The organism is Nonomuraea thailandensis, assembly GCF_024172165.1.
In the GTDB taxonomy this organism is placed as follows: domain Bacteria; phylum Actinomycetota; class Actinomycetes; order Streptosporangiales; family Streptosporangiaceae; genus Nonomuraea; species Nonomuraea thailandensis.
In genome coordinates, this window is sequence record NZ_JAMZEB010000002.1 from 3,751,083 (window position 1) to 3,771,718 (window position 20,636).

Sequence of the window (20,636 nt, forward strand, 5' to 3'; positions counted from 1 at the left end):
CCGACCGGCCACCGCCGAGGGCGGAGATGATCGCATGATCGACCGGCTCGTCATCCTCGGCGCCACCGGCGACCTCAACGCCCGCTACCTGCTGCCGGCGCTGGCCGCCCTGCGCGCCGGCGGCCACCTCGGCGACGGGTTCGAGCTGACCTGCGCCGACCGGCAGGGCTGGAGCGAGGAGGAGTTCCGCGGCTGGGCCTGCGCCCAGCTCGACCGGCACGCCCCGCAGGAGCCCGGCGAGATCAGGCAGGCGATCGCCGGCTCCGCCCGCTACCGGCAGGCCGACGCCACCAGCGCCGCCGGCATCGCCTCACTCGTCGCGGGCGAGGGGCCCGTCGCCGTCTACCTCGCCCTGCCCCCGGCGGTCTTTCCCGGCACGATCACCGCCCTGGCAGGCGCGAACCTGCCCCCGGGCAGCCGGATCGTGCTGGAGAAGCCGTTCGGGGAGGACCTGGACAGCGCGGTGGAGCTGAACCGGCTGCTGGCGGGCGTCGTGCCCGAGCAGGCGGTGTTCCGCGTGGACCACTTCCTGGCCATGACGACCGTCCAGAACGTGCTCGGCAGCCGGCTGGCCAACCGGGTGCTGGAGCCGCTGTGGAACAGCGCGCACATCGCCGAGGTGGAGATCGTCTGGAACGAGACCCTCACCCTGGAGGGCAGGGCGGGTTACTACGACGGCGCCGGCGCGCTCAAGGACATGGTGCAGAACCACCTGCTCCAGGTGCTGTGCCTGGTCGCCATGGAGCCGCCGCTCAGCCTCGGCGAGCGTGACCTGCGCGACCGGAAGATCGACGTGCTGCGCTCGGTGCGCCCGCTCACCGACGACGACGTCGTGCGCCGCACCCGCCGCGCCCGCTACCTGGCCGGCCGCATCGGCGAGCGGGACGTGCCCGCCTATGCCGAGGAGGACGGCGTGGACCCGCGGCGCCGCACCGAGACCTACGCCGAGGTGGAGCTGGAGCTGGAGAGCTGGCGCTGGTCCGGCACGACCTTCCGGCTCTCCAGCGGCAAGGCGCTCGGCGACGACCGCAAGGAGGTCGCCGTGCGCTTCCGCCCCGTGCCCCACCTGCCCTTCGGGCACACCGGCAGGGCGGAGCCGAACGTGCTGCGGTTCGGGCTCGAACCGGAGACCATGACGCTGGGCCTGACCGGCATCGGCTCGGGCACGCGTACCCTGGCCCCGCTCACGCTGAGCGCCCGCATGGCGGAGTCCGGCCTGCCCGCCTACGGGCGGCTGCTGCTCGACATCCTGGAGGGGAACGCCGCCCTGTCGATCAGGGGCGACGAGGCGGAGGAGGCGTGGCGAGTGCTCGAACCCGTCATGTCGGCCTGGTCGAGGGATCTCGTGCCGCTGGAGGGGTACCCGGCCGGTTCGCACGCCCGCGGTGCCGGAGCCTGAACGGCCGGTTCAGCCCGGCACGTTCATGCGCTGGATGCCGATCACCGAGATCAGCCGCAGCGCCTGCTCGGCGGGGGAGCCGGGGTCGGCGGTGTAGATCACCACGTGCTGGTCGCGGTCGGAGACGTCCAGCACGTGGCAGTTCAGGGTGATGGGGCCGACCAGCGGGTGGTGCAGGGTCTTGCGCAGGCTGGGCCCTGGCGACACGTCGTGCGAGGCCCACAGGCGGGCGAACTCGGCGCTGCCGTCCAGGAGCTCCGACACCAGCTCCTCCACCTCACGGGCGCCGGGGTAGCGGGCGGAGGCGGCGCGCAGCCGCCGGGCCACCTCGCGGGCGAACGCGGCCCGGTCCGCCTCCGCCAGGACAGGCGGCCGGGTCCCGTTCAGGAAGGCGTACCGGATCAGGTTGCGCTCGCGCGGGGGCAGCGCGGAGAAGTCCCCCATCAGGGCGGCCGCCAGGTCGTTCCAGGCGATCACCTCATACGTCGCCGACAGCACGAACGCGGCGGCCTGCGGCAGCCGCTCCAGCAGGTCGAGGACGTCGCGGTGCACCTCGCGGCACGGCCCCGGCGGCGGGCCCGGCGGCGCGCCGGCCAGGTGGTGCAGGTGCTCGCGCTCGGCGTCCGACAGGCGCAGCGCCCTGGCCAGCCCGGCCAGCACCTCGCGGGACGGGCGCGGGGCCCGGCCCTGTTCCAGGCGCGTGTAGTACTCGGTCGAGATGTAGGCGAGCTGGGCCACCTCCTCGCGGCGCAACCCGGGGGTACGGCGCCGCCGCCCGGCCGGCAGGCCCACGTCGGCGGCCGAGATCCGCTCCCGCCTGCTGCGCAGGAAGGCGGCCAGTTCCTGTCTGTCCACACCCCCACTATGCGTGACCGGCGCGGTGCTCAGCCAGGTACAGCCGATGCCTGGCTGAGCACCGCGCGCCGGGACCAGGCTCGAGGCCATGACACCTGAGACAAGCACGGGCCTGCTGGCCGGCAAGGTCGCCTTCATCACCGGCGCCGGGCGGGGCATCGGCGCCGCCGCGGCACGGCTGTTCGCCCGGGAGGGCGCCACGGTGCTGCTCGCCGCCCGTACCGAGGGCCAGCTCAAGGCCGTGACCGAGGAGATCCGCGCCGCGGGCGGCACCGCCGGCCACGTCGTGTGCGACCTGGCCGACGCGGCCGACGTCCGCGCCGCGGTGGAGCGGGCCGTGGACCTGTACGGCCGGCTCGACGTCGCCTTCAACAACGGCGCGACGGCGGTGCCCCCGGCGCCGATGGACCGGATGCCGGAGGCCGATCTCGACCTGATGTACACCGTGAACTTCAAGGGCCAGTGGATCGCCATGTCCGCGCAGGTGGCCGCCATCAGGGCCACCGCCGGGACCGGGGCGATCGTCAACACCTCCACCGTCGGCAGCTGGGGGCCGAACCCCGTGCTGCCCGCCTACGGCGCGATGAAGCGGGCGCTCAACAGCCTCACCGAGTCGGCCGCCGCCACCTACGGCCCGGAGGGCATCCGGGTCAACGGGATCGCCCCCGGCACCACGCTGACCGAGATGGTGGACGCCTGGGAGGCCGTCTCGCCCGGCATCGTCGAGCAGCTCGTCGCGCGGGCCGCGCTGCGGCGCCCGGCCGCGCCCGAGGAGGTGGCCGAGGCCGCCGCCTGGCTGCTCAGCGACCGCGCCTCCTACGTGACCGGGGCGGTGCTGCGGGTGGACGGCGGCCTCGGCTGAGCGAGTCCGGGAGACACCAGCGGACCGGCCGCACCCGGATCCGGGCCCGCCGACCGCCCCACCTATGCTCTACGGCTAGTAGTACTACTAGCCGTAGGGGACGGGTATGCGTGTGCTCATCGTGGGAGCCGGCATAGCGGGGGTGGCGGCGGCGCGGGGGTTCCTCGCGGCCGGGCACGAGGTGACCGTCCTGGAGCGGTCGCCCGCCTTACGCGAGACCGGATACGCCATCATGATCTGGCACAACGGCACCACCGTGCTGCGCGATCTCGGCGTCCGGATGGACGGGGCCGGGCAGCGCCTGGACGCCGTCGAGCTGCGCAGCTCCCAGGGGCGCCGGGTGATGGTCATGGACCTCGAACGGCTGGCGGCCGACTTCGGCGCCCCTGTGATCTCGCTGCCCCGCCGGGTGCTGCTCGACCGCCTGGCCGAAGGGCTGCCGGCGGGCATCTTCCGGTTCGGCGCCCGCTTCGCGAAACTGCACGACGACGGCCGGTCGGTGCGCGCCGAGACCGAGGACGGCGCCCAGTACACCGCCGACCTGCTCATCGGGGCCGACGGCGTGAACTCCCAGGTCCGTACGGCCCTCTTCGGCCCCCGCCCTGCCCGCCCGACCGGCACGGCCACCTGGCAGGGCCTGATCAAGGCCCCCTTCGACCCCGGCACGCGGGCCCTGCTCTTCCTCGGCCCCCAGGGCGACTTCGGGATGAATCCCTCGGGCGACGGCACGCTGCAGTGGCTCATCGACTTCCGCCTGCGCCCGGGCGACGTCGCCGAGCCGCGGAAGGCCGCGCTCGCCGCCCTCAGGCAGCGGTACGGCTCGTGGGCCTCGCCCGTCCCCGACCTGCTGGAGGCGTTGTCGGAGGACGATCTTGAGCTCTTCCCGCACCGCAGGCACCCTGCCCCGCTCCGGTGGGGGCGCGGGCGGAGCGTGCTGATCGGTGACGCGGTGCACGCCATGCCGCCCATGCTGGCGCAGGGCGCCGGGCAGGGGCTCGAAGACGTCTCGGCCCTGCTGCGCGCCCTGGCCGCCACGGGCCAGGATCCGGCCGGGGCGCTGGCCGCGTACGCGCGCGGCCGCCGCCGGCCGGCGACGCTGGCCTCGGCGCTGGCCACCCAGGCCGTCGCGACCGGCGGGCCCCGGGCGATGCTGACCCAGAGCGAGTGGGCGCTGCGCGGCGCCGTCGCCATGCCCGGCGGCCTGGGCACGTGGATGTTGCGCACGCTCATCCGCGGGGTCAGCACCCGGCTCTGAGCGCCGCCCGGCTCACGCCCGTGCGGGTGTTGAACGCCCAGGTGGCGAGCGCGCAGAGGGCGAGCGTCGCCCCGAGGACGCTGGGGCCGACCCAGCCGGTGGCGTCGAACAGGGCCGTGGTCGCGGCCGCTCCCAGCGCGGACCCGAGGGAGTAGAACACCATGTACGCGCCGATGGCGGTGCTGGTGCGGCCGGGGTAGGCGCTGGTGAGCGTGTGCTGGTTGCTCACGTGCACGGCCTGCACGGCGAGGTCGAGCAGGATCACGCCGAGGACCAGCAGCGGCAGCGACCACGCGAGCTGCCCGATCGCGACCCAGGAGACCACCAGGAGGGCGAGCGCGACGCCGGTGACCCGGCGGGCGTGCCCGGCGTCGCCCCAGCGTCCGGACCGGGCGGCGCCGAGCGCTCCGGCGAGCCCGGCGACGCCGAAGAGCCCGATCTGCGTCTCGCTGAGGTGCCACGGCGCACCGCTCAGCGGCAGGGCCATGCCGCTCCACAGGGTGCCGAACGAGGCGAACAGGAAGAACGCGATCAGCCCGCGCCCCAGGAACAGCGGCCGGCCGAACAGCCTGGCGAAGGACCGGAGGACCTGCCCGTACCGCGCCGGGGCCCGGCGGACGTCCGCGGGCAGCAGGGCCAGGGCGGACAACGCCAGGACGGCGGTCACGACCGCCAGGGCCAGGTAGACGCTCCGCCATCCCCACAGGTCCGCGAGGATTCCCGCGACGACGCGCGCGGCGAGGATGCCGATGACCACGCCCGAGGTCACGATGCCGAGGTTGCGCCCGCGCTCGGCGGGCGGCGAGATCGACGCCGTGTACGCGACGGCGCTCTGCACCACCACCGCGAACCCGCCCGCCGCCGCCAGCCCGCAGAACGCCACCCAGGCGGCCGGGGCCGCCGCCGTGACCGCCATGCCCGCGGCCACCAGGGCGAGGTGCGCCGCGATCAGGCGCCTGCGGTCCAGCACGTCACCCAGCGGCACCAGCAACACCAGCCCCGCCAGATAACCGAGCTGGCCGGTGGCCACGAACCAGCCGAGCGCATCGACAGGGACGCCCAGGTCCCGCCCCATCGCGCCGAGCACCGGCTGCCCGGCGTAGACGCTCGCGACCGCGACCCCGCACACCACCGCCAGCAGCAGCCTCGTCCTCCAGCTCACCGGCACACCTCCGATTGGTTTCATTTTGCAACTGTTCGGAGGTTAGGCCAGAATGGTTTCATTACGCAACTCATTGGAGGGGTGATGGTGGAAGGCCCCGCGTGGACGGACCCGGGCTGCCCGGTCGCCCGCACGGCCGACCTGGTCGGCGACCGGTGGAGCCTGCTCGTCATCCGCGACGCGATGGACGGCGCCCGCTCGTTCACCGACTTCCAGCAGCGCACCGGCATCGCGCGCAACATCCTCACCGACCGGCTGCGCAAGCTCACCGCCCACGGACTGCTCACCCAGGTCGACGCCCCCTCGGGCAGGCGCAGGCTGTACGCGCTCACCGAGGCGGGCAAGGACCTCTTCCCCGTGATCGTCACGCTGCGGCAGTGGGGCGAACGCCACGCCTTCGAGCCGGGCGAGACGCACTCGGTCCTGGTCGACGATGACGGCGCCCGCGTGCCCGACCTCCTGCCCGTGGCGGCGGACGGCTCGCCCCTGACCAGCGACACGACCTCGGTACGACGTGAAACCTGAGAGGCGGATCACCCGATGGCGGCGGCGACCTCACCGGGATGGGTGAGCTGCGGATAGTGCCCGGCCCCCGCGATCGTGGTCACCGGCCGGTCCACCGCCACGGTCAGCGGATCCGCCGACCCCGTGACGATCTCCACGGGCACGCGCACCCGGTCCAGGAGCCGCCGCAACTCGTCGCGTGCGGCATGCGCGGCCCGCAGCGCCACCACCACCCGGCGGGCCTGGCCGGGGCGGGCCAGGCCGGCCGCGGCGGCGGTGACGGCCGGCCCTTCGGGCACGCCCAGCACGGCGGCCAGCCGGGCGGCGGACATCCGCCGCAGCAGGAGCGCCGCGAGTGGCGTGCGCGCCGGCCAGGACGAGGGCGCCTGCAGGAACGCCGGGGCGACCAGCACCAGCCGGGAGATCCGCTCCGGGTGCGCCGCCGCGTAGCGCAGGGCCGGGACACAGGCCGCCGAGTGCGCCACGAGCACCGGCCGGGCCCCGGCCAGGAGCTCGGCGAGCCATTCCGCGGCCGGCCCGCGGGCGGGGCCCGACCTGCCCAGCCCGGGCAGATCGGCCGCCAGCACGGGCCCGTCGAGCCGGTCGGCGACCTCCCGCCACGAGCCGGAGTCCAGCGGCAGCCCGTGCAGCAGCACGTGACCTGGCCGTTCGCGCTCGCCGCTGATCCACGTCGCGGTGCCTGCCACCTGCTGGTAGCCGTACGGGCCGCGCGGCGTACCGGCCGCGCCGAAGCGGGCCGCCACCAGGTCGTCGGCCCAGGCCCTGAGCGCCGCCCCGGTCGGCGGCATGCGCAGCCCCGCCCGTTCGGCGAAGGTCCGGGCGGACGCGGTGTCGTACCGGTCGGTGGACAGGAACGAAAACGTCTCGGGATCGGCGCCGGTCAGGGCGCGGGGGAGCAGCCGCAGCAACCCGACCGGGACCGCGTGCCGCGGCGCCCGCACCCCCATGTGCGCGGCGAGCAGCCCGATGAGCTCCGGCAGGACCGGCGTGCGGTCGTCCAGGATCCAGTACGCCTCGCCCCGGCCCCGGTCGTCCTCCGGCAGCTCGGCCAGGAAGGCCGCGAGATAGGCGGCGTCCACCACCGGCACGAACACCTCGCGGCCACCGGGCAGGGCGGGCAGCCGGCCGTGCCACAGGTCGGACACCATGGACGCCAGGCCGACGAACTGGCCGGGGCCGATCACGCTGGCGGGATTGGCGATGCTCAGCGGGACGTCCCGCTCGCGGGCGCGTGCCCGCACGGCCGCGTCCGCCTCCACCTTGGACGCCTCGTACGCGCCCAGCCGCCGGTAGTCGGGCGGCTCCCCGGCCCCGCTCACCCGGTAACCGCTGACGTGCACCACGCGGCGGAGCCCGGGCCTGGTCGCGGCCCAGTCGAGCACGTGCACCGCTCCGGTGACGTTGGTGGCGCGCGCCTCCTCGGCCGTGAGCCCGAAGGCGTACCGGCCGGCGCAGTTGTAGACGTCGCGGACCGCCGTCAGATCGCCCGGCGGCAGGCCGAGGTCGGGCCGGGCGATGTCGGCCCGGACGAGGGCCAGCCCGTCCAGCGGAACGTCCCGGCTCGTCAGCCAGGAGGTGAGAGCGCCACCGTCTGGCTGACGGGCCGCGGCGGCGACGGTGCGACCGCGGCGCAGGAGCTCCGCGACGAGGAAACGCCCGATGAGGCCGGACGCGCCGAAGACGACTGAATCGGGTTGCACGAGTCTCCCTATAGACCGATCTACATATTTTTTAGGCATGCGATGACGAATTCGCGACCGGCGCCGCATGCGGAGACGGGCCCGCGACCGGCGTCAGCCGCCGAGCAGGACCGCGACGCTCCTGGCCGCCCGGTCGAGCGGGACCCGGCTGCGCCGCGCCCTCGCCAGCAGCAGCGCCCCCTCGACCAGGGCCAGCACGCTCGTGGCGACGTCGTCGGCGTCGGGGTGCCCGTCGGCGATCAGCCGCTCCCGCAGCACGCCCTCCCACGCGTCGTACACCTCGGCGCAGACCTGCTGCAGCACATCATCGGCCGCCGCCATCTCCAGGGCGACGGTGGCCACCGGGCAGCCCTTGCGCCAGGCCGAGCCCTCCAGCCGGTCGCCGAGCAGCTTGAGCACCCCGGCCACCAGGGCAGGCGCGTCCGGCGCCGACTCGGCGAGATCACGCATCATCTGGCCGAGCTCGCGCCCCGCCCGCCGCAGCGCCTCGGCGACGAGTTGATCCTTGCCGCCGGGGAAGTGGAAGTAGAGCGAGCCCCTGGGCATCCCGCTGGCCGCGATCACCTGGTTGAGCCCGGCGCCGAAATATCCGCCGGCCTCGATCAGGCCCTGCGTGGCGTCGAGCAGCCGCCCGCGCGTCTCGTCCCCTTTACGCCCCATGCTCGGAAAAAATAGACCGATCTACCTATTTTCGCAACCTGGCAGGAGGTCGCCATGCCGAAGGGCATTGCGCCGATCAGCTTCACCACCCCGTCGCCCCGCGGGTACCTGTACGCCGGCGCGAGCGTCGATCCGCCCGGCCGCGCCCCCTTCGTCCGCGGGAGCGCACGCCGCCAGCAGGTGCTCGCCCAGTGGCGGGCCCTGGCCCGGGAGCTGACCGAGCTGGACGAGGTGGCCGCCGCCACCGTCTACGAGTCCGTGCTCATCCCGCCCATCGAGGGCGGCCCGCGCCACGACGTGCTCATGCTCGTCCAGACCACCTCCCCGGACGGGCTCGCGGCGGTGCCCGTCGAGAAGCTGCGGGCCGACCTGGTCATGCCGGCCCGCAACATCAGGCGCGTCGGCGACACCGACGCCACGACGCGGGGCACGTTCCTGTTCAACCACTTCACCGCGCCGGACCCGGAGGCGGGGGTGGCGGCCTGGGACGAGCTGGCGGCCTGGTACACCGCCAAGACCATCGTGGACAACTCCACGCTGCTGCGGCCCGCCGGGCAGGGCGCCCCCTACGCGTTCGTCAACTACGTACGGCTGCCCGGCAGCGCCCCCGCCTTCCTGCTCAACCAGATGCTGCGGCCCAGCTTCCACCGCTTCGTCCGCTCCACCCTGAAGGCGAACGGCATGGTCGCCATGCCGATCCTGTGCCGCCCCGCCTGACGGTCACGCCGGTGCGAGCCACTGGCGGGTGAGGTCGCGCACGGCCTCCAGCCAGCCCTGACGCTGCTCGCCGGCGGCGATCGCGTCCGCGGCGCCGTGCAGCACCGTGAACAGGATCGTGGCCGCGATGTGCGGGTCGACCTGGCGGAACGCGCCGTCGTCCATGCCGCGTCGCAGCGCCGTGGCGATCGCGCCGACGACGTCGAGCCGCCCGCCGTCCGCGGACTCGGGCGCGGAGTGGAAGACGGCGGCGTGCAGCCCGCCCGGCCGGGAGATGTCCTCGATGGCCGCGGCGCACTCGGTGTCGAGGGTGGCCCACCAGTCGATCGGCTCGGCGGACTCGGCGAGGCGGTGGAAACGCTCCACGTAGTCGCGCAGCACGTGGTCGCGCACCGCGGCGAGCATGTCCTCCCAGGAGGAGAAGTAGACGTAGAAGGTGCCCTTGGCGGCGTCGGCCTCGGCGGTGACGGCCTGGACCCAGTTGCTCACCTCCTTGCCGGAGCGCAGGAGCCGGATGGCGGCGTCGATGAGTTCGCCGCGCCTGGCCTCGGGAGAGAGGCGACGGCGGCTCCTGGAGGTGACCACCGCACCAGGCTAGCGACCGCGCGCGCCGTGCCCAACCAGCAGCTCGCTGACGCCGCGGAGGTTGATGTGCTCCCGGTACGGCGGCGGGTCGGCGACGAGCCGGGGCTCCCGGACGCGCCGGGCGAACGCGGCCAGCGCCACCCGCCCTTCGAGCCTGGCCAGCGGCGCGCCGAGGCAGAAGTGCGCGCCCGCGCTGAAGCCCAGATGCCGCACCTGCTCGCGGCCCGGGTCGAACCGGTCGGGGTCCCGGTTCGCCTCCGGGTCACGGTGGGCCGCGGCCAGCAGGAGGATGAGCAGGCCGCCCGCGGGCGCCTTCGCGTTCCCGACGTGCAGGTCCTCGCGCGCGACCCGGGCGGTGAGCTGCACGGGCGGATCGTAGCGCAGGATCTCCTCGACGACCGCGGGCGCCCTGCCGGGATCGGCCCGGAGGGCGGCCAGGTGGCCGGGGTGGCGCAGCAGGGCGAGCACGCCGTTGGCGATCAGGTTGACCGTCGTCTCGTGCCCCGCCACCAGTAACAGCACGATCGTGGAGACCAGCTCGTCGTGACCGAGCACGTCGCCGCCGTCCTCCGCGGCGAGCAGCTCGGAGATCAGGTCGTCGCGGCGCGGGCTCCTGCGCCGGTCGGCGACGAGCTCGTTGACGTAGCGGTGCAGCTCGACCATGCCGCCGGCCCACTGCTTCCCGTCGTCGCCCGGGCCGGAGAAGCCGTCGAGCTGCCGGGTGAGCTGGGCGGACCAGCCGTGGAACAGCCGCTCGTCCGCTGCGGGGACGCCGAGCAGGTGGCAGATGACCGTCACGGGCAGCGAGTAGGCGAGCCCGGACACCACGTCGAACGTGTCCCGCTCGCACGCCTGGTCGAGCAGGTCGTCGACCAGCCGCGCCGCGTACGGCTCGAGACGGGCGATCGTACGGGCGGTGAACGCCCTGCTGACCAGGCGCCGCAGCCGGGTGTGGTCGGGCGGGTCCATGGACAGGAACCACGGCTGCCGCACCGAGGACGGCGCGTCAGGGGGATACGGATCGGCCTCGCGGGCGGCGTCGAAGTGACGCCGGCGCTCGGCGCTGAGCCGCGGGTCGCGCAGCAGCGTCTCGCAGTCGTGGTAACCCGTCACCACCAGCGCGGAGATCTCGTCGATCCAGACGGGGCCGAGGGCCCGGAATCCGGCGTAGAGCGGGTACGGGTCGGCTCTCGACGCGGGGTCGAGAAGCTTGCCGACCAGGTCGAGGCCGGAGGTTTCGCTGTTCATCACCAGGGACATCCGCACTCCTTGGACATGAGCTTGTTGACCTGAGGTCAGTATTAGTGACCTCAGGTCAATACGTCAACCGTCCAGAACTGGTAGCGTTAGGGCCATCGCAGAGCCTTCTCGGCCGGATCCTCATCCGCCCCGGGGAGGCTTTTTTCATGCCCGGACAACCGTGGCACTTCCCTCCCACACTGCCGTGAGGATCCGTCATGACTGCACCTTCGAACACCGCGGGCACCTGGAAGCTGGGCGACCTGACCGTCAACAGGATCGGGCTCGGCGCCATGAGGCTGACGGGACGCACCGCCTTCGGCTCCGGCGCGAGCGCCGACCGGGAACGCTCGATCAGCGTCCTGCGTCGCGCGGTGGAGCTCGGGGTCGACCACATCGACACCGCCGCGTTCTACTTCTCGCCACGCCTGTCGGCCAACGAGCTGATCAACCGGGCCCTGGCGCCGTACCCGGACGACCTCGTCATCGCCACGAAGGTCTGGCCGGGCCGCACCCCGTCGGGGGAGTGGTGGTGGGCCACCCCCGAGCAGCTCCGCGGCCAGGTGGAGGAGAACCTGCGCCAGCTCGGCCGCGACCATCTCGAAGTCGTGAACCTGCGGGTACCGCCCAGCGGCACCGCCGGCTCGATCGCCGACCACTTCGGCGCACTGGCCGGCCTGCGTGACGCTGGGCTCATCCGGCACCTGGGGGTCTCCAACGTCACGCCCGCCCAGCTCGCCGAGGCTCAGGCCATCGCGCCGGTGGTGTGCGTGCAGAACCCCTTCGGCGTCGGCGCGACGGCCGGACAGGGCGAGCTGCTGCGTGGCTGCGGCGAGCAGGGCATCGCCTTCGTGCCGTTCTTCGCGATCGCCGGCGCGGGGCGTGAGGCCGGTGCGGGCGGCGGCGAGCACGAGACCGTCCTCGCCGTCGCCCGCGCCCATGGGGCCACGCCCGCCCAGGTCCGGCTGGCCTGGACGTTGCGGCAGGGGGCGCACGTGCTGGCCATCCCGGGCACCGGCGACCCCGGCCACCTCGCGGAGAACATGGCCGCGGGCACGCTGGCGCTCTCGGACGACGAGCTGGACCGCCTCCGATCCATCGGCTGACCGGGCCCCGCGCGGTCACCCTCGCCATGTGGGCCACGCGGCCACCCTCGGCATGTGGGCCATGCGGCCCACCCCCCGCTATGCAGGCCGCGCCGTCCATCCCCCTGTGCGGGCTGCGGCCCTACTCCTGGGAGGTGTCACCGAGCGACTCGAGCAGGCCGCGCAGCAGGCCGGCGAGCTGGTCGCGCTCCCGCGGGCCCAGCTCGGCGAGCAGCCGGGCCTCGTTCTCCACATGCGGGCCGACCAGCTCGTCGATCTTGGCCAGCCCCTGCGCGGTCAGCCGGACGCGGATCGAGCGCCGGTCCTCCTCGTCGGGCAACCGTTCGACCAGCCCCTTGGCCGCGAGCCTGTCGATCCGGTTGGTGATCGCCCCGGAGGTCACCATGGCGGCCCGGTTGAGACTCCCGGCCGTCAGCTCGTACGGGGAGCCGGACCGCCGCAAGGTGGCCAGCACGTCGAACTCCCACCGCTCCAGCCCCTGCGCGGCGAAGAACTCCCTCAGCTCGCGATCCAGCACCCGCGACAACCTGCTGACCCGCCCGATGATCCCCATGGGCCAGACGTCGACGTCGGGCCGCTCACGCTGCCACTGGCTCAGGATCAGGTCCACCGCGTCACCCAACAGGGCCTCCTTCCGCCTGCCCGGCGACCCGCCGGGCAGGCTTCCCTCAACGCTAACTATCTCAACGTTCATTTATTTGACGTTGAGCTTCCATCCATGGTGTTATCTCAACGTTGAGATTATCAACGCGGAGAGACCGGGATCGCCCTCTCCGCGATCCCAGGCCTGTCATCCGCCTGAATCGATCAGAGGAATCAAGTGGCCACACACCATGGACACGCGCACTCGGCCCTGAGGGCATGGCTGGGTGTCGCCGCCATCACCGCCAGTTTGTTCGTCTTTCTCACGACCGAGCTCATGCCGGTCGGCCTGCTCACCCCCGTCAGTGCCAGCCTGCACATCACGGTCGGCGTCGCCGGGTTGATGGTCACCCTGTACGGCGTCTCGGCCGGCCTGGGCGTGCCCTTCATCGTGGCCTGGACCAGGCGCGTCAACCGGCGCGTGCTCCTGTCCACGCTGCTGGCCATCCTGACCGTGGGAAACTGTGTCACCGCCCTCGCGCCCAGCTATCCGCTGGTCCTGACGACCCGGCTCGTCATGGGGTTCGCCAGCGGCGTGTTCTGGGCGATCGGGGTCAGCATGGCGATGCGCCTGGTCCCCGAACGCCAGGCCAGCAGGGCGGCCGCGGTCGTGATGTCGGGTATCTCGATCGCCGCCGTCGTGGGCATCCCGCTGGGGACCGTGCTGGAGAGCCTCACCGACTGGCGGACCACGTTCCTCATCTGGAGCGGCCTCAGCGCGCTGGTGTTCCTGGCCGTGGCGATCATCGTGCCGTCGCTGCCGTCGGCGAACGCCGTCCCGGTCAGGGAGGTGTTCGCACTCCCGTTCAGGAACGTGCCGCTGCGCCTGGTGCTCGGCACGGTCGTGCTCTTCGTGCTCGGCCACTTCGGGGCGTACACCTTCGTACGGCCCTTCCTGGAGAGCAGCACCGGCGCCGCCCCCGCCTTCATCACGGTCGTGCTCATGATCTACGGCGTCGGCGGCGCCATCGGGAACTTCGTCGCCGGCTTCACGGTGAACACAAGCCTGCGGGGCAGCTTCATCGCCGGCTGCGCCGGGCTCGTGGTGTCGATGCTGCTGCTGCTCACGATCGGTCAGGGGCAGGCCGGGTCGATCGTCGCGCTGGTGCTCTGGGGGGTTTCCTTCGGGGTCGTGCAGTTGTGCCAGGTCAACATGACCCAGGCGGCCGCGCCCGACACCTTCGAAGCCGCCATGTCGCTCAACACCATGGCGTACAACACCTCCATCGCGCTCGGGGCGCTCTTCGGCGGGCTGTTCGCCGATCACCTGAGGGTCACGAGTGTGGTCTGGTTCGGGGTGGCGCTGACGGCGGCCTCGCTGCTCCTCACCCTCGGCACCGGCCGGCGGGCCCCGCGCACGGCCTCCGACGAGGAACTGGTCACCAGCCGGTGAGCCGGTCCTGGCGGGACACACGTCCCCCCAGGACCACGGCCTTGTCGTGCGCCCATCCCAACCATCGGACGGCCCTGACCGTACGTCTACTCCACCACGCCCGGCGTGTGCGGGTCCTGGCCGCACGCGCATCCCCGCCACGCGCCCACCGTCACCCGACGCTCCTGACGGGAGGCGCGCTCCACCAGGACCACGGCCCCAATCGTGCGCGCTTCCCGCCCCACCGACGATCCTGCCGGGAAGCGCATGCCCAGGATCACGGCTTCGGTCGTGCGCCTTTCCGCCCCACCGTTCCTCCGACGGTCCTGGTGGGACGCGCAGGACCCCGGCCACGCGACGATCGGCGCGCCACGGCGGCGGGATCCCCGACGCCTGGCGGATGATCCGGCTCGTCACGGCCGGGAGGATGACCGGCATGCATCCCAGCTTGAGGCGCGCATCCCGGACACCCGAGCCCTGTGCCGCCCTGGGCGCGATGACCGCCACCGACCTCCCCCAGCCCGGCGGGCGGCCAGGCGCCCCGGCGGAGCCGACCCCCAAGGAAGGACCCCCCGGCGTGACCGTCACTCCGATCGATCTCTTCGCCTCTCCCCTCCACCTCCGCCAAGGCGGCGGCATCCACGCCGAGAACCACCCGGCGGACTGCGACCAGGACGGCTGGCAACTGACGGCCCTCCACGCCAAGACCGACGCCGACGTCCACGCCGACCACTGGGAGATCCACCCGCAAGCGGAGGAGATCATCTCCTGCCTCATCGGGAAGATCCGCCTCTACCTCCGCCCCGAGCGGCCGGGACAGCAGGAAGAAGAGATCAGGCTGACGGCCGGGACCGCCGCCATCGTGCCGCGCGGACGGTGGCACCGCATCGAGCTGGACATCCCGAGCAACATCATGGCCGTCACCCTGCCTCGTGGCAGCCGTCTGGAAAGGCGCACCACGCCTTAGAAGGTGTCTTCGACCCTGTTCAGCGTCCTTTGGCGCCAGCGGGTGCGTGACTCGCCTCGCGAACGCGTTCGGGGGGCTGGCCATCCCGTACATCCCCTTCGCGGTACTGCTGCAATGGGTGGACACCGACTACGCTCCCGCCCTCGCCGTGCCATTCGGCCTCGTGAGTCTGACGCTGGTCGTTCGCGGGTTCAGGCTCGGCGTGGTGTGCCGGCCGGCGACGGTCACCGTGCGCGGATACCTTCGCAGCCGCACCATCCCGATCAAGGATGTGATCGACTTTCCGGAGGTCCTCCTGCTGTCCATCCGGTGGCGTGATCGGAAAGGCCGGCGGCGGAAGACGCCCATCGTGGCGTTCAGCACGCTGGGATCGGAGCTCGCCTTCGTCTCCCGGGAGGCCGCCCGCTGCGCCAAGGAGCTCAAACGCTGGGTCCACCGCCACCAGGGGCCCGGACATCCGCGGCCGTGAGGTAGGCGGCGGCGAAGTTGTTACGGGAGGCCAGGGTGCCGGGGTGGCCGGCACCGAGGGGCGCTCCCTGGGTTTATGGGCAGCGGACTCCGCGGTCGGATCAGCGGGGTAAGAGGTGGCGGACTCGTACGGTGTTGAGGGTGGTGGTCAGGCCGTCCTTGCCGTCCTCGTAGTCGCCGGTCCTGGCGAAGCCGTGCTTGTCGTAGATCTGGTCAAGCTCGGCGCTGCCCGCCCAGTGGTCCAGGCCGAGGGCCGGTGAGCCGTGCGACCTGGCCTGGCGGGCGGCCTCCTCCAGGAGGGCGTGGCCTACTCCCTGCCCGGCCGGGCTCCGGGTGGACATGATGGTGTGGATGAACAGGGCGCCGTCGGGGATCAGACCCGGTGGGATGCGCGGCGGGGGTGCGGGGGCCAGGGCCAGGAGGCCCACGCAGGTGTCGCCGCGCTCGGCCGTGGTGATGGCGCCCTGGGACGTCCAGCCCGTGAAAAGCTCGGGGAAGCCGGGGATGCGTGAGAACGGCACCGTGCCCCACTGCTCCGTGTGGCCGCGCGCGACGAGCCAGGTCAGGACCGAGTCCATGAGTGCGAGCAGGGCAGGGATGTCGTGCGTCGTGGCTGGGCGGAGAATGAGGTGCTGGTCGTCCGACATGCTCGTCTCCCCGGGGAGTAGGATGCTGGCGGAAGAAACTTTAGTTTTCTAAGGATTAGATTGTCAAAGCAGAGCGTGATCGATTCCGTCACCAAGGCTGTGCAGGATCTGCAGGACGCCACCGACGTGCTGGACGAGCGGGCCGCGCGCCGCCTCGCCATCAACCGCACCGACCTGCGCTGTCTGAGCCGGTTGAGCACGCGTGGGCCGCTGACGGCCAGCGAGCTGGCGACCGCCGCCGGGCTCACCGGGGGCGCCATGACCACCGTGATCGACCGGCTCGAGCGGGCGGGGCTGGCCGAGCGGCGCCGCGATACCGCCGACCGGCGTCGGGTCCTCGTCCACCTGACCGAGCACGCGGAGCGGATGAGTGCGGAGATCTGGGGGCCCGTGCTGACGGATGCGCAGGTCGAGCTGGGGAAGTTCAGCCTGGCCGAGCTGTCCGTGATCGAGAGGTTCCTGTCGCTGGCGCTGAAGAACCAGCAGGATCATGCGGAGCGTCTGCGGGGGCCCGTTCCGGAAGCCGGATGAGGAGTTTCGGGCGCTTCACCTTCGAGCCGGCCGCCCTGGGCGCGACCGCCGTGCGAGACCGCCTGGTGCCCGGACCCGTCGTGGTCACCGGCCTGTCCCCGGTCCGGCCGGCGCTGGACGAGGAGCATCTGCGGGGCGGCGAGGCGGAGGTCGTGGTGGAGCGCCGGGAGGGCAGGGAGGGCAGGGACGTCTGCGACACCAGCCGGTACGCCGACACGGAGTTCCACCTGGTGCTGCGTGCCGGAGACCCTGTGGCCCACGGCGGGGCACGACAGCCATGTCTGTCGGATGTTCCGCTCCGGCGACCTGACCGCCCGCGTCCGCGCCGCCGGTGGGGGGGCGCGGCACGGGCCTCCCTCGGCACGCCGGTCGAGCTCGAAGCCGATCCGGGCCGGCGGGCCCGCTCGCCGGAGCACGAGATCACGACATGCCGGAAGCCCGGGGCCGTAACGGTGGCACCCACCTCCAGTTCCCCGCCCGGCACCAGAGCGCCTGGTGCCGGGCGGGCCGGCCGCGTCAGGCGACGGCGGTCCCCTCCAGCTCCACCATCAGGCCGGGGATCGCCAGCCGCGTCACCCCGAGCATCGTGGTGGACGGCGCAACCCCGGCGGCTCCCAGCCGCGACGCCAGCACGCCGTAGTGCTCGAAGAGCCGATCCACGTCGGTGGTGTACACGTTCAGCCGGACGAGGTTCGCCAGCGACATGCCGCCCTCGCCGAGCACGGCCTCCAGGTTGTCGAGGCTCAGCGCCAGCTGCGCCGCCATGTCACCGTCGTGCTGGGGCTTGCCGTCGCCGCTCATCGCGGTCTGCCCCGAGCAGTAAAGCGTCCGGGTGTGCCCGGAGACGATCTCACCCTGGTTGTACCCGAGCTCCACCGACCACGCCCACGGGTTGACCGCCGTTCGCTCCATCGCCACATCAGCTCCGTTCGATTCCTCGACGTCACGCGGGTCCTGCAACCCCGTGGCCGCCGTCTTTCGTGACGTCGAAGAGCCTCCCAGCGAATCACGACATCCTGTGTCGTGTATTTCGGTAATGTCCTTCGGGTGCGTGCCGACCGGCTGGTGTCCCTGGTGTTGCTGCTGCGGCAGCACGGCCGGCTGTCGGCGACCGCGCTGGCCCGCGAGCTGGAGGTGTCCACCCGCACCGTGCTGCGCGACATCGAGGCGCTGTCGGCGGCCGGCGTCCCGGTCTACGCCGAACGCGGCCGGCACGGCGGGTTCGCGTTGCTGCCCGGTTTCCGTACCGAGCTCACCGGGCTGAACCACGACGAGGCCCTAGCCCTGCTGGTCGCCGGGTCGCGGCGCGGCGCGCAGGCGTTCGGGCTCGGCTCGGCGCTCGCCTCGGCGATGCTGAAGGTGGTCGACGCGCTGCCCGAGAGCTATCGGCACACCGCGGCAGGCGCGGCCGAGCGCCTGCTCATCGACCCGGAGACCGACCTGCTCAGCCGCCGGCTGGCCGACGAGGAGGTGCCGGACACCGTCGTGGCCACGGTCCTGCGCGCGGTGTTCGCCGGGCGCAGGCTGCGCATCCACTACGCGGCCGCGGGCCAGGACCCGCGGTGGCGCACGGTGGACCCGATCGGCCTGGTCACCGTACGCGACCGGGGCTACCTGCTGGCCACGAGATCCGGCGCGGACCGCACCTACCGGCTGTCCCGGGTCCTGGCCGCCGAGGAGCTCGCCGAGCCCGCGCAGCGACCGGACCGGGTCGATCTGGACCGGGCCTGGCAGGAACGCAGCACGCGGTTCCGCACCGGCGGCGACCAGGTAGCCGCGCTGGTCCGGCTTAACCCGGTGCGGCGGGAGGACCTGGTGGGCACCGCGCTGGCCGTCCTCGCCGAGGAGACCGGCCCGGACGGCTGGCTGCGGCTGGAGGTGACCTTCCAGGACGCGCGGCACGCCGAGTGGGCGCTGTGGCAGCTCAGCACGAACGCGGAGGCGCTGGCCCCGCAGTGGTTGCGCGACTCCCTGCGCGAGCGCGCCACCGCGATCGCCACCCGCTACGCAGGGCCGTCCTGACATGCGGGAGCGGCGCTGCTACACGACGGAATTCACCCTGTTCTGTGGCGCCGGGCCCGGACGCGATGCCAGGATACGTTCCCGCCTGTCCCTGGGGTCACAACGACACCGAGGATAATCAGTTCAGCAGCGGTACGAGCTGCTCCTCCTCGTAGTCCAGATGGGTTTCGAGCTCCCCGGTGAGCCGCTCCACCTCCGAGAGCAGCTCGGCCGGTGCGACGTCCTCGGCGCGCAGCAACTCCTGCAGCTCCCCGAGCAGGCGCGCGACGACCGCGTGCTCGTCCCGCAGCCGCGCCATCACCGGGGCCAGCTCCGGATACCGATGCTCCAGCGCGGGGAACATGTACTCGTCCTCGCGCGAGTGGTGCACGTGCAGCCCCTGGCACATGGTCAGGCAGTTGACCCGGAGCTGGGCGGCCAGACGCGGCCCCGAGGCGGCCACCTCGCGGCGGATCAGGGCGAGCTCGCGGCGGAAGGTGTCGTGCATGGAGATCAGCGCGTCGCCCATGCGCCCTGCGGGCGGCCCGAAGTCGGTGGGCAGCAGCGCCACCACGGGCAGCGTCCGCCCGGACCTGTCCTCGTACGCGCCCCAGCCCGGGTCCGCCTCGACGGCGCGGGCGAACATGCGCTCACGCTCCTCGCCGTCGAGCACCACCGCCTTGGCCGTGTACGTGAACAGGCCCGTCTCCACCGTGACCTGCGGATCGGCCCGCAGGTTGTGGTACCAGGCCGGGTGCCTGGGCGAGCCACCGGCCGAGGCGATGACGAGGAGGCGTTCGCCGTCGGGCAGGTAGCCGAGCGGCGTGGTGTGCGGGGCTCCCGATCGGGCGCCGGTGGTGGTCAGCAGGAGCAGCCTGGCTCCTTCGAAGGGGCCGCCGACCTGGCCCTTGTTCGCGCGGAATTCGTCGATGATCTGCTGGTTGAAATCCATGGGCATGCCTTTTCTGGCTCACTGGCGGGTGAAATGTCGAAAGGACGGAAACCCGCGCGGGCATGCCGGCGCGCGACGGGCTGCTACAGCACCGCCGGGAGCAAGGGCATGGGATGACGCGCGGGCGCAGTGCGCTCAGGCACGACCGACAGTGTGAGTGGTCACGGCGTCATCCCCTTTGATTCGGCGCCTCCATGCCTCGACCGTCCTCCCGGCCGGCGACACGCGACGCGACGGTTATTACGCACACATCCCGGCAGAACTGTCAAGCGGGGACGGATCTCCGCAGCGGAAGCACCCTTGGAGACGCAGGCGAGAGTCGAACTCGCACGGGCCGGTTTTGCAGACCGGCCTCCGCACCGGCGAACTGCGCCACGACGGAACAGGCAGAGGAAGTGCGCGAGGACGGAGTCGGACCGCCACAGCCGAAGCGCCCGGTCTACAGCCGGGTGGGCTCGCCACGTGCCCAGCTCGCGCATGAAGTGGCCCCAGCAGGATTCGAACCTGCAGCAGACCCGGCTTCGTAGGCCGGCGCTCTGTCCATTGAGCTATGGAGCCGTACCCCGTACCGGATTCGAACCGGCGATCTCCCGGGTGAAAGCCGGGTGTCCTGACCACTGGACGAACGGGGCCTGGTACGTCCGGCGGGATTCGAACCCGCACCGTCCGGCTCCTTAGGCCGGTGCCTCTCCCATTGGGCTACGGACGCGTGGGAGCCGCAGCGGGGACTCGAACCCCGTCCTGCTGGGTGGAAGCCAGCTGCCTTACCAGTTCGGCCTCTGCGGCAATGTGGACCGACGGGATCTCGAAACCCGAACTCCTGCTTGCAAGGCAGGTGTGATGCCTTTTCACCATCAGCCCTCGGTGCTCCGCTGTGGAGTTGTCAAAATGCGCGGCCCGGATTCCGGGCAGGGGAAAGAGAAAAGGCCGCCTGGTGGTCACCTGGCGGCCTCCGGAATACTCCTCTTCGAGGTTTATCCAGAAGCCGTCC

The 20,636-nt window shown here is 72.6% G+C and carries 21 protein-coding genes and 7 tRNA genes; 11 read left to right on the plus strand and 17 right to left on the minus strand.

All coding sequences use genetic code 11. The features are described 5' to 3' along the window. Positions 1-34 precede the first annotated feature (34 nt). Positions 35-1,399 (plus strand): glucose-6-phosphate dehydrogenase, encoded by a 1,365-nt coding sequence (locus tag HD597_RS20765; protein ID WP_253744328.1) that lies wholly within the window; start codon positions 35-37, stop codon positions 1,397-1,399. Positions 1,400-1,408: 9 nt separating this feature from the next. Here the strand turns inward: HD597_RS20765 and HD597_RS20770 are convergent, their stop codons facing one another. Beyond that, positions 1,409-2,254, minus strand: coding sequence for a helix-turn-helix transcriptional regulator (locus HD597_RS20770; RefSeq protein WP_253744329.1), 846 nt, complete (start codon positions 2,252-2,254; stop codon positions 1,409-1,411). A gap of 88 nt (positions 2,255-2,342) precedes the next feature. On the opposite strand from HD597_RS20770, the gene HD597_RS20775 reads away from it, so the two are divergent. Both HD597_RS20775 and HD597_RS20780 read left to right on the plus strand, forming a co-directional pair. Beyond that, positions 2,343-3,116, plus strand: coding sequence for an SDR family NAD(P)-dependent oxidoreductase (locus HD597_RS20775; protein ID WP_253744330.1), 774 nt, complete (start codon positions 2,343-2,345; stop codon positions 3,114-3,116). Positions 3,117-3,222: 106 nt separating this feature from the next. Beyond that, on the plus strand, positions 3,223-4,371 hold the full coding sequence (locus HD597_RS20780; RefSeq protein WP_253744331.1) for an FAD-dependent oxidoreductase: 1,149 nt from the start codon (positions 3,223-3,225) through the stop codon (positions 4,369-4,371). On the opposite strand, the gene HD597_RS20785 is transcribed toward HD597_RS20780, so the two are convergent. Beyond that, the gene (locus tag HD597_RS20785) at positions 4,355-5,533 is read right to left on the minus strand and encodes an MFS transporter (protein ID WP_253744333.1); all 1,179 of its coding nucleotides are present in this window, start codon (positions 5,531-5,533) and stop codon (positions 4,355-4,357) included. The two genes, HD597_RS20780 and HD597_RS20785, sit on opposite strands and share 17 nt — an antisense overlap. 84 nt (positions 5,534-5,617) lie before the next feature. On the opposite strand from HD597_RS20785, the gene HD597_RS20790 reads away from it, so the two are divergent. Further along, positions 5,618-6,058 carry a winged helix-turn-helix transcriptional regulator gene (locus HD597_RS20790; protein WP_253744334.1) on the plus strand — a complete coding sequence of 147 codons (441 nt, stop codon included), beginning with the start codon at positions 5,618-5,620 and terminating at the stop codon, positions 6,056-6,058. Between the two features lie 8 nt (positions 6,059-6,066). Here HD597_RS20790 and HD597_RS20795 read toward each other — a convergent pair whose 3' ends face one another. Then, the gene (locus HD597_RS20795; RefSeq protein WP_253744335.1) at positions 6,067-7,758 is read right to left on the minus strand and encodes an alpha/beta fold hydrolase; all 1,692 of its coding nucleotides are present in this window, start codon (positions 7,756-7,758) and stop codon (positions 6,067-6,069) included. Between the two features lie 93 nt (positions 7,759-7,851). Then, positions 7,852-8,418 (minus strand): TetR/AcrR family transcriptional regulator, encoded by a 567-nt coding sequence (locus tag HD597_RS20800; protein WP_253744336.1) that lies wholly within the window; start codon positions 8,416-8,418, stop codon positions 7,852-7,854. A 54-nt stretch (positions 8,419-8,472) separates the two neighbouring features. On the opposite strand from HD597_RS20800, the gene HD597_RS20805 reads away from it, so the two are divergent. Next, the gene (locus HD597_RS20805) at positions 8,473-9,135 is read left to right on the plus strand and encodes a hypothetical protein (RefSeq protein WP_253744337.1); all 663 of its coding nucleotides are present in this window, start codon (positions 8,473-8,475) and stop codon (positions 9,133-9,135) included. A 3-nt stretch (positions 9,136-9,138) separates the two neighbouring features. Here HD597_RS20805 and HD597_RS20810 read toward each other — a convergent pair whose 3' ends face one another. Together HD597_RS20810 and HD597_RS20815 are read right to left on the minus strand one after the other, a co-directional pair. Then, positions 9,139-9,720, minus strand: coding sequence for a TetR/AcrR family transcriptional regulator (locus HD597_RS20810; protein WP_253744338.1), 582 nt, complete (start codon positions 9,718-9,720; stop codon positions 9,139-9,141). A gap of 9 nt (positions 9,721-9,729) precedes the next feature. Continuing rightward, entirely contained in the window at positions 9,730-10,980 is a 1,251-nt protein-coding gene (locus tag HD597_RS20815) for a cytochrome P450 (protein WP_253744339.1), read from the minus strand. 197 nt (positions 10,981-11,177) lie between these two features. Between HD597_RS20815 and HD597_RS20820 the strand changes: the two genes are divergently transcribed. Further along, complete coding sequence (locus HD597_RS20820; protein ID WP_253744340.1) at positions 11,178-12,065, plus strand: aldo/keto reductase; 888 nt, start codon at positions 11,178-11,180, stop codon at positions 12,063-12,065. A 121-nt stretch (positions 12,066-12,186) separates the two neighbouring features. On the opposite strand, the gene HD597_RS20825 is transcribed toward HD597_RS20820, so the two are convergent. Next, positions 12,187-12,687 carry a MarR family winged helix-turn-helix transcriptional regulator gene (locus tag HD597_RS20825; RefSeq protein WP_253744341.1) on the minus strand — a complete coding sequence of 167 codons (501 nt, stop codon included), beginning with the start codon at positions 12,685-12,687 and terminating at the stop codon, positions 12,187-12,189. A gap of 270 nt (positions 12,688-12,957) precedes the next feature. On the opposite strand from HD597_RS20825, the gene HD597_RS20830 reads away from it, so the two are divergent. From HD597_RS20830 to HD597_RS20840, 3 genes are all read left to right on the plus strand, one after another. Beyond that, a complete protein-coding gene (locus tag HD597_RS20830; protein ID WP_253744342.1) occupies positions 12,958-14,100 on the plus strand; it encodes an MFS transporter in 1,143 nt (380 codons plus the stop codon). Between the two features lie 475 nt (positions 14,101-14,575). After that, complete coding sequence (locus HD597_RS20835) at positions 14,576-15,046, plus strand: cupin domain-containing protein (protein ID WP_253744343.1); 471 nt, start codon at positions 14,576-14,578, stop codon at positions 15,044-15,046. Positions 15,047-15,092: 46 nt separating this feature from the next. Then, positions 15,093-15,515 carry a hypothetical protein gene (locus HD597_RS20840; RefSeq protein ID WP_253744344.1) on the plus strand — a complete coding sequence of 141 codons (423 nt, stop codon included), beginning with the start codon at positions 15,093-15,095 and terminating at the stop codon, positions 15,513-15,515. Positions 15,516-15,615: 100 nt separating this feature from the next. On the opposite strand, the gene HD597_RS20845 is transcribed toward HD597_RS20840, so the two are convergent. After that, on the minus strand, positions 15,616-16,161 hold the full coding sequence (locus HD597_RS20845; RefSeq protein WP_253744345.1) for a GNAT family N-acetyltransferase: 546 nt from the start codon (positions 16,159-16,161) through the stop codon (positions 15,616-15,618). 75 nt (positions 16,162-16,236) lie between these two features. Here HD597_RS20845 and HD597_RS20850 point away from each other — a divergent pair, with 75 nt between their 5' ends. Beyond that, positions 16,237-16,692, plus strand: coding sequence for a MarR family winged helix-turn-helix transcriptional regulator (locus tag HD597_RS20850; RefSeq protein WP_253744346.1), 456 nt, complete (start codon positions 16,237-16,239; stop codon positions 16,690-16,692). A gap of 516 nt (positions 16,693-17,208) precedes the next feature. Here HD597_RS20850 and HD597_RS20855 read toward each other — a convergent pair. Further along, a complete protein-coding gene (locus tag HD597_RS20855) occupies positions 17,209-17,604 on the minus strand; it encodes a RidA family protein (RefSeq protein ID WP_253759426.1) in 396 nt (131 codons plus the stop codon). Positions 17,605-17,739: 135 nt separating this feature from the next. Between HD597_RS20855 and HD597_RS20860 the strand changes: the two genes are divergently transcribed. After that, the gene (locus HD597_RS20860) at positions 17,740-18,714 is read left to right on the plus strand and encodes a helix-turn-helix transcriptional regulator (protein WP_253744347.1); all 975 of its coding nucleotides are present in this window, start codon (positions 17,740-17,742) and stop codon (positions 18,712-18,714) included. Positions 18,715-18,832: 118 nt separating this feature from the next. Here HD597_RS20860 and HD597_RS20865 read toward each other — a convergent pair whose 3' ends face one another. The 8 genes from HD597_RS20865 to HD597_RS20900 all read right to left on the minus strand — a co-directional run bounded on the left by HD597_RS20865 (position 18,833) and on the right by HD597_RS20900 (position 20,506). After that, entirely contained in the window at positions 18,833-19,645 is an 813-nt protein-coding gene (locus HD597_RS20865) for a nitroreductase/quinone reductase family protein (protein WP_253744348.1), read from the minus strand. 301 nt (positions 19,646-19,946) lie between these two features. Beyond that, positions 19,947-20,019, minus strand: a tRNA-Cys gene (locus HD597_RS20870). A gap of 22 nt (positions 20,020-20,041) precedes the next feature. After that, positions 20,042-20,122: transfer RNA gene (locus tag HD597_RS20875), tRNA-Tyr, on the minus strand. 6 nt (positions 20,123-20,128) lie between these two features. Further along, positions 20,129-20,203: transfer RNA gene (locus HD597_RS20880), tRNA-Arg, on the minus strand. A gap of 1 nt (position 20,204) precedes the next feature. After that, positions 20,205-20,277: transfer RNA gene (locus HD597_RS20885), tRNA-Glu, on the minus strand. A 1-nt stretch (position 20,278) separates the two neighbouring features. Next, positions 20,279-20,354: transfer RNA gene (locus HD597_RS20890), tRNA-Leu, on the minus strand. Positions 20,355-20,359: 5 nt separating this feature from the next. Then, positions 20,360-20,431 (minus strand) — tRNA-Gly (locus HD597_RS20895). A gap of 4 nt (positions 20,432-20,435) precedes the next feature. Next, positions 20,436-20,506 (minus strand) — tRNA-Ala (locus HD597_RS20900). Positions 20,507-20,636: the final 130 nt, after the last annotated feature.

Coding starts and splice junctions, on each gene's coding strand:
- HD597_RS20775 (WP_253744330.1), top strand. CDS start 2,343: ATGACACCTGAGACAAGCACGGGCCTGCTGGCCGGCAAGGTCGCCTTC.
- HD597_RS20855 (WP_253759426.1), bottom strand. CDS start 17,604: ATGGAGCGAACGGCGGTCAACCCGTGGGCGTGGTCGGTGGAGCTCGGG.
- HD597_RS20780 (WP_253744331.1), top strand. CDS start 3,223: ATGCGTGTGCTCATCGTGGGAGCCGGCATAGCGGGGGTGGCGGCGGCG.
- HD597_RS20765 (WP_253744328.1), top strand. CDS start 35: ATGATCGACCGGCTCGTCATCCTCGGCGCCACCGGCGACCTCAACGCC.
- HD597_RS20845 (WP_253744345.1), bottom strand. CDS start 16,161: ATGTCGGACGACCAGCACCTCATTCTCCGCCCAGCCACGACGCACGAC.
- HD597_RS20835 (WP_253744343.1), top strand. CDS start 14,576: ATGACCGCCACCGACCTCCCCCAGCCCGGCGGGCGGCCAGGCGCCCCG.
- HD597_RS20865 (WP_253744348.1), bottom strand. CDS start 19,645: ATGGATTTCAACCAGCAGATCATCGACGAATTCCGCGCGAACAAGGGC.
- HD597_RS20805 (WP_253744337.1), top strand. CDS start 8,473: ATGCCGAAGGGCATTGCGCCGATCAGCTTCACCACCCCGTCGCCCCGC.
- HD597_RS20815 (WP_253744339.1), bottom strand. CDS start 10,980: ATGTCCCTGGTGATGAACAGCGAAACCTCCGGCCTCGACCTGGTCGGC.
- HD597_RS20820 (WP_253744340.1), top strand. CDS start 11,178: ATGACTGCACCTTCGAACACCGCGGGCACCTGGAAGCTGGGCGACCTG.
- HD597_RS20790 (WP_253744334.1), top strand. CDS start 5,618: ATGGTGGAAGGCCCCGCGTGGACGGACCCGGGCTGCCCGGTCGCCCGC.
- HD597_RS20800 (WP_253744336.1), bottom strand. CDS start 8,418: ATGGGGCGTAAAGGGGACGAGACGCGCGGGCGGCTGCTCGACGCCACG.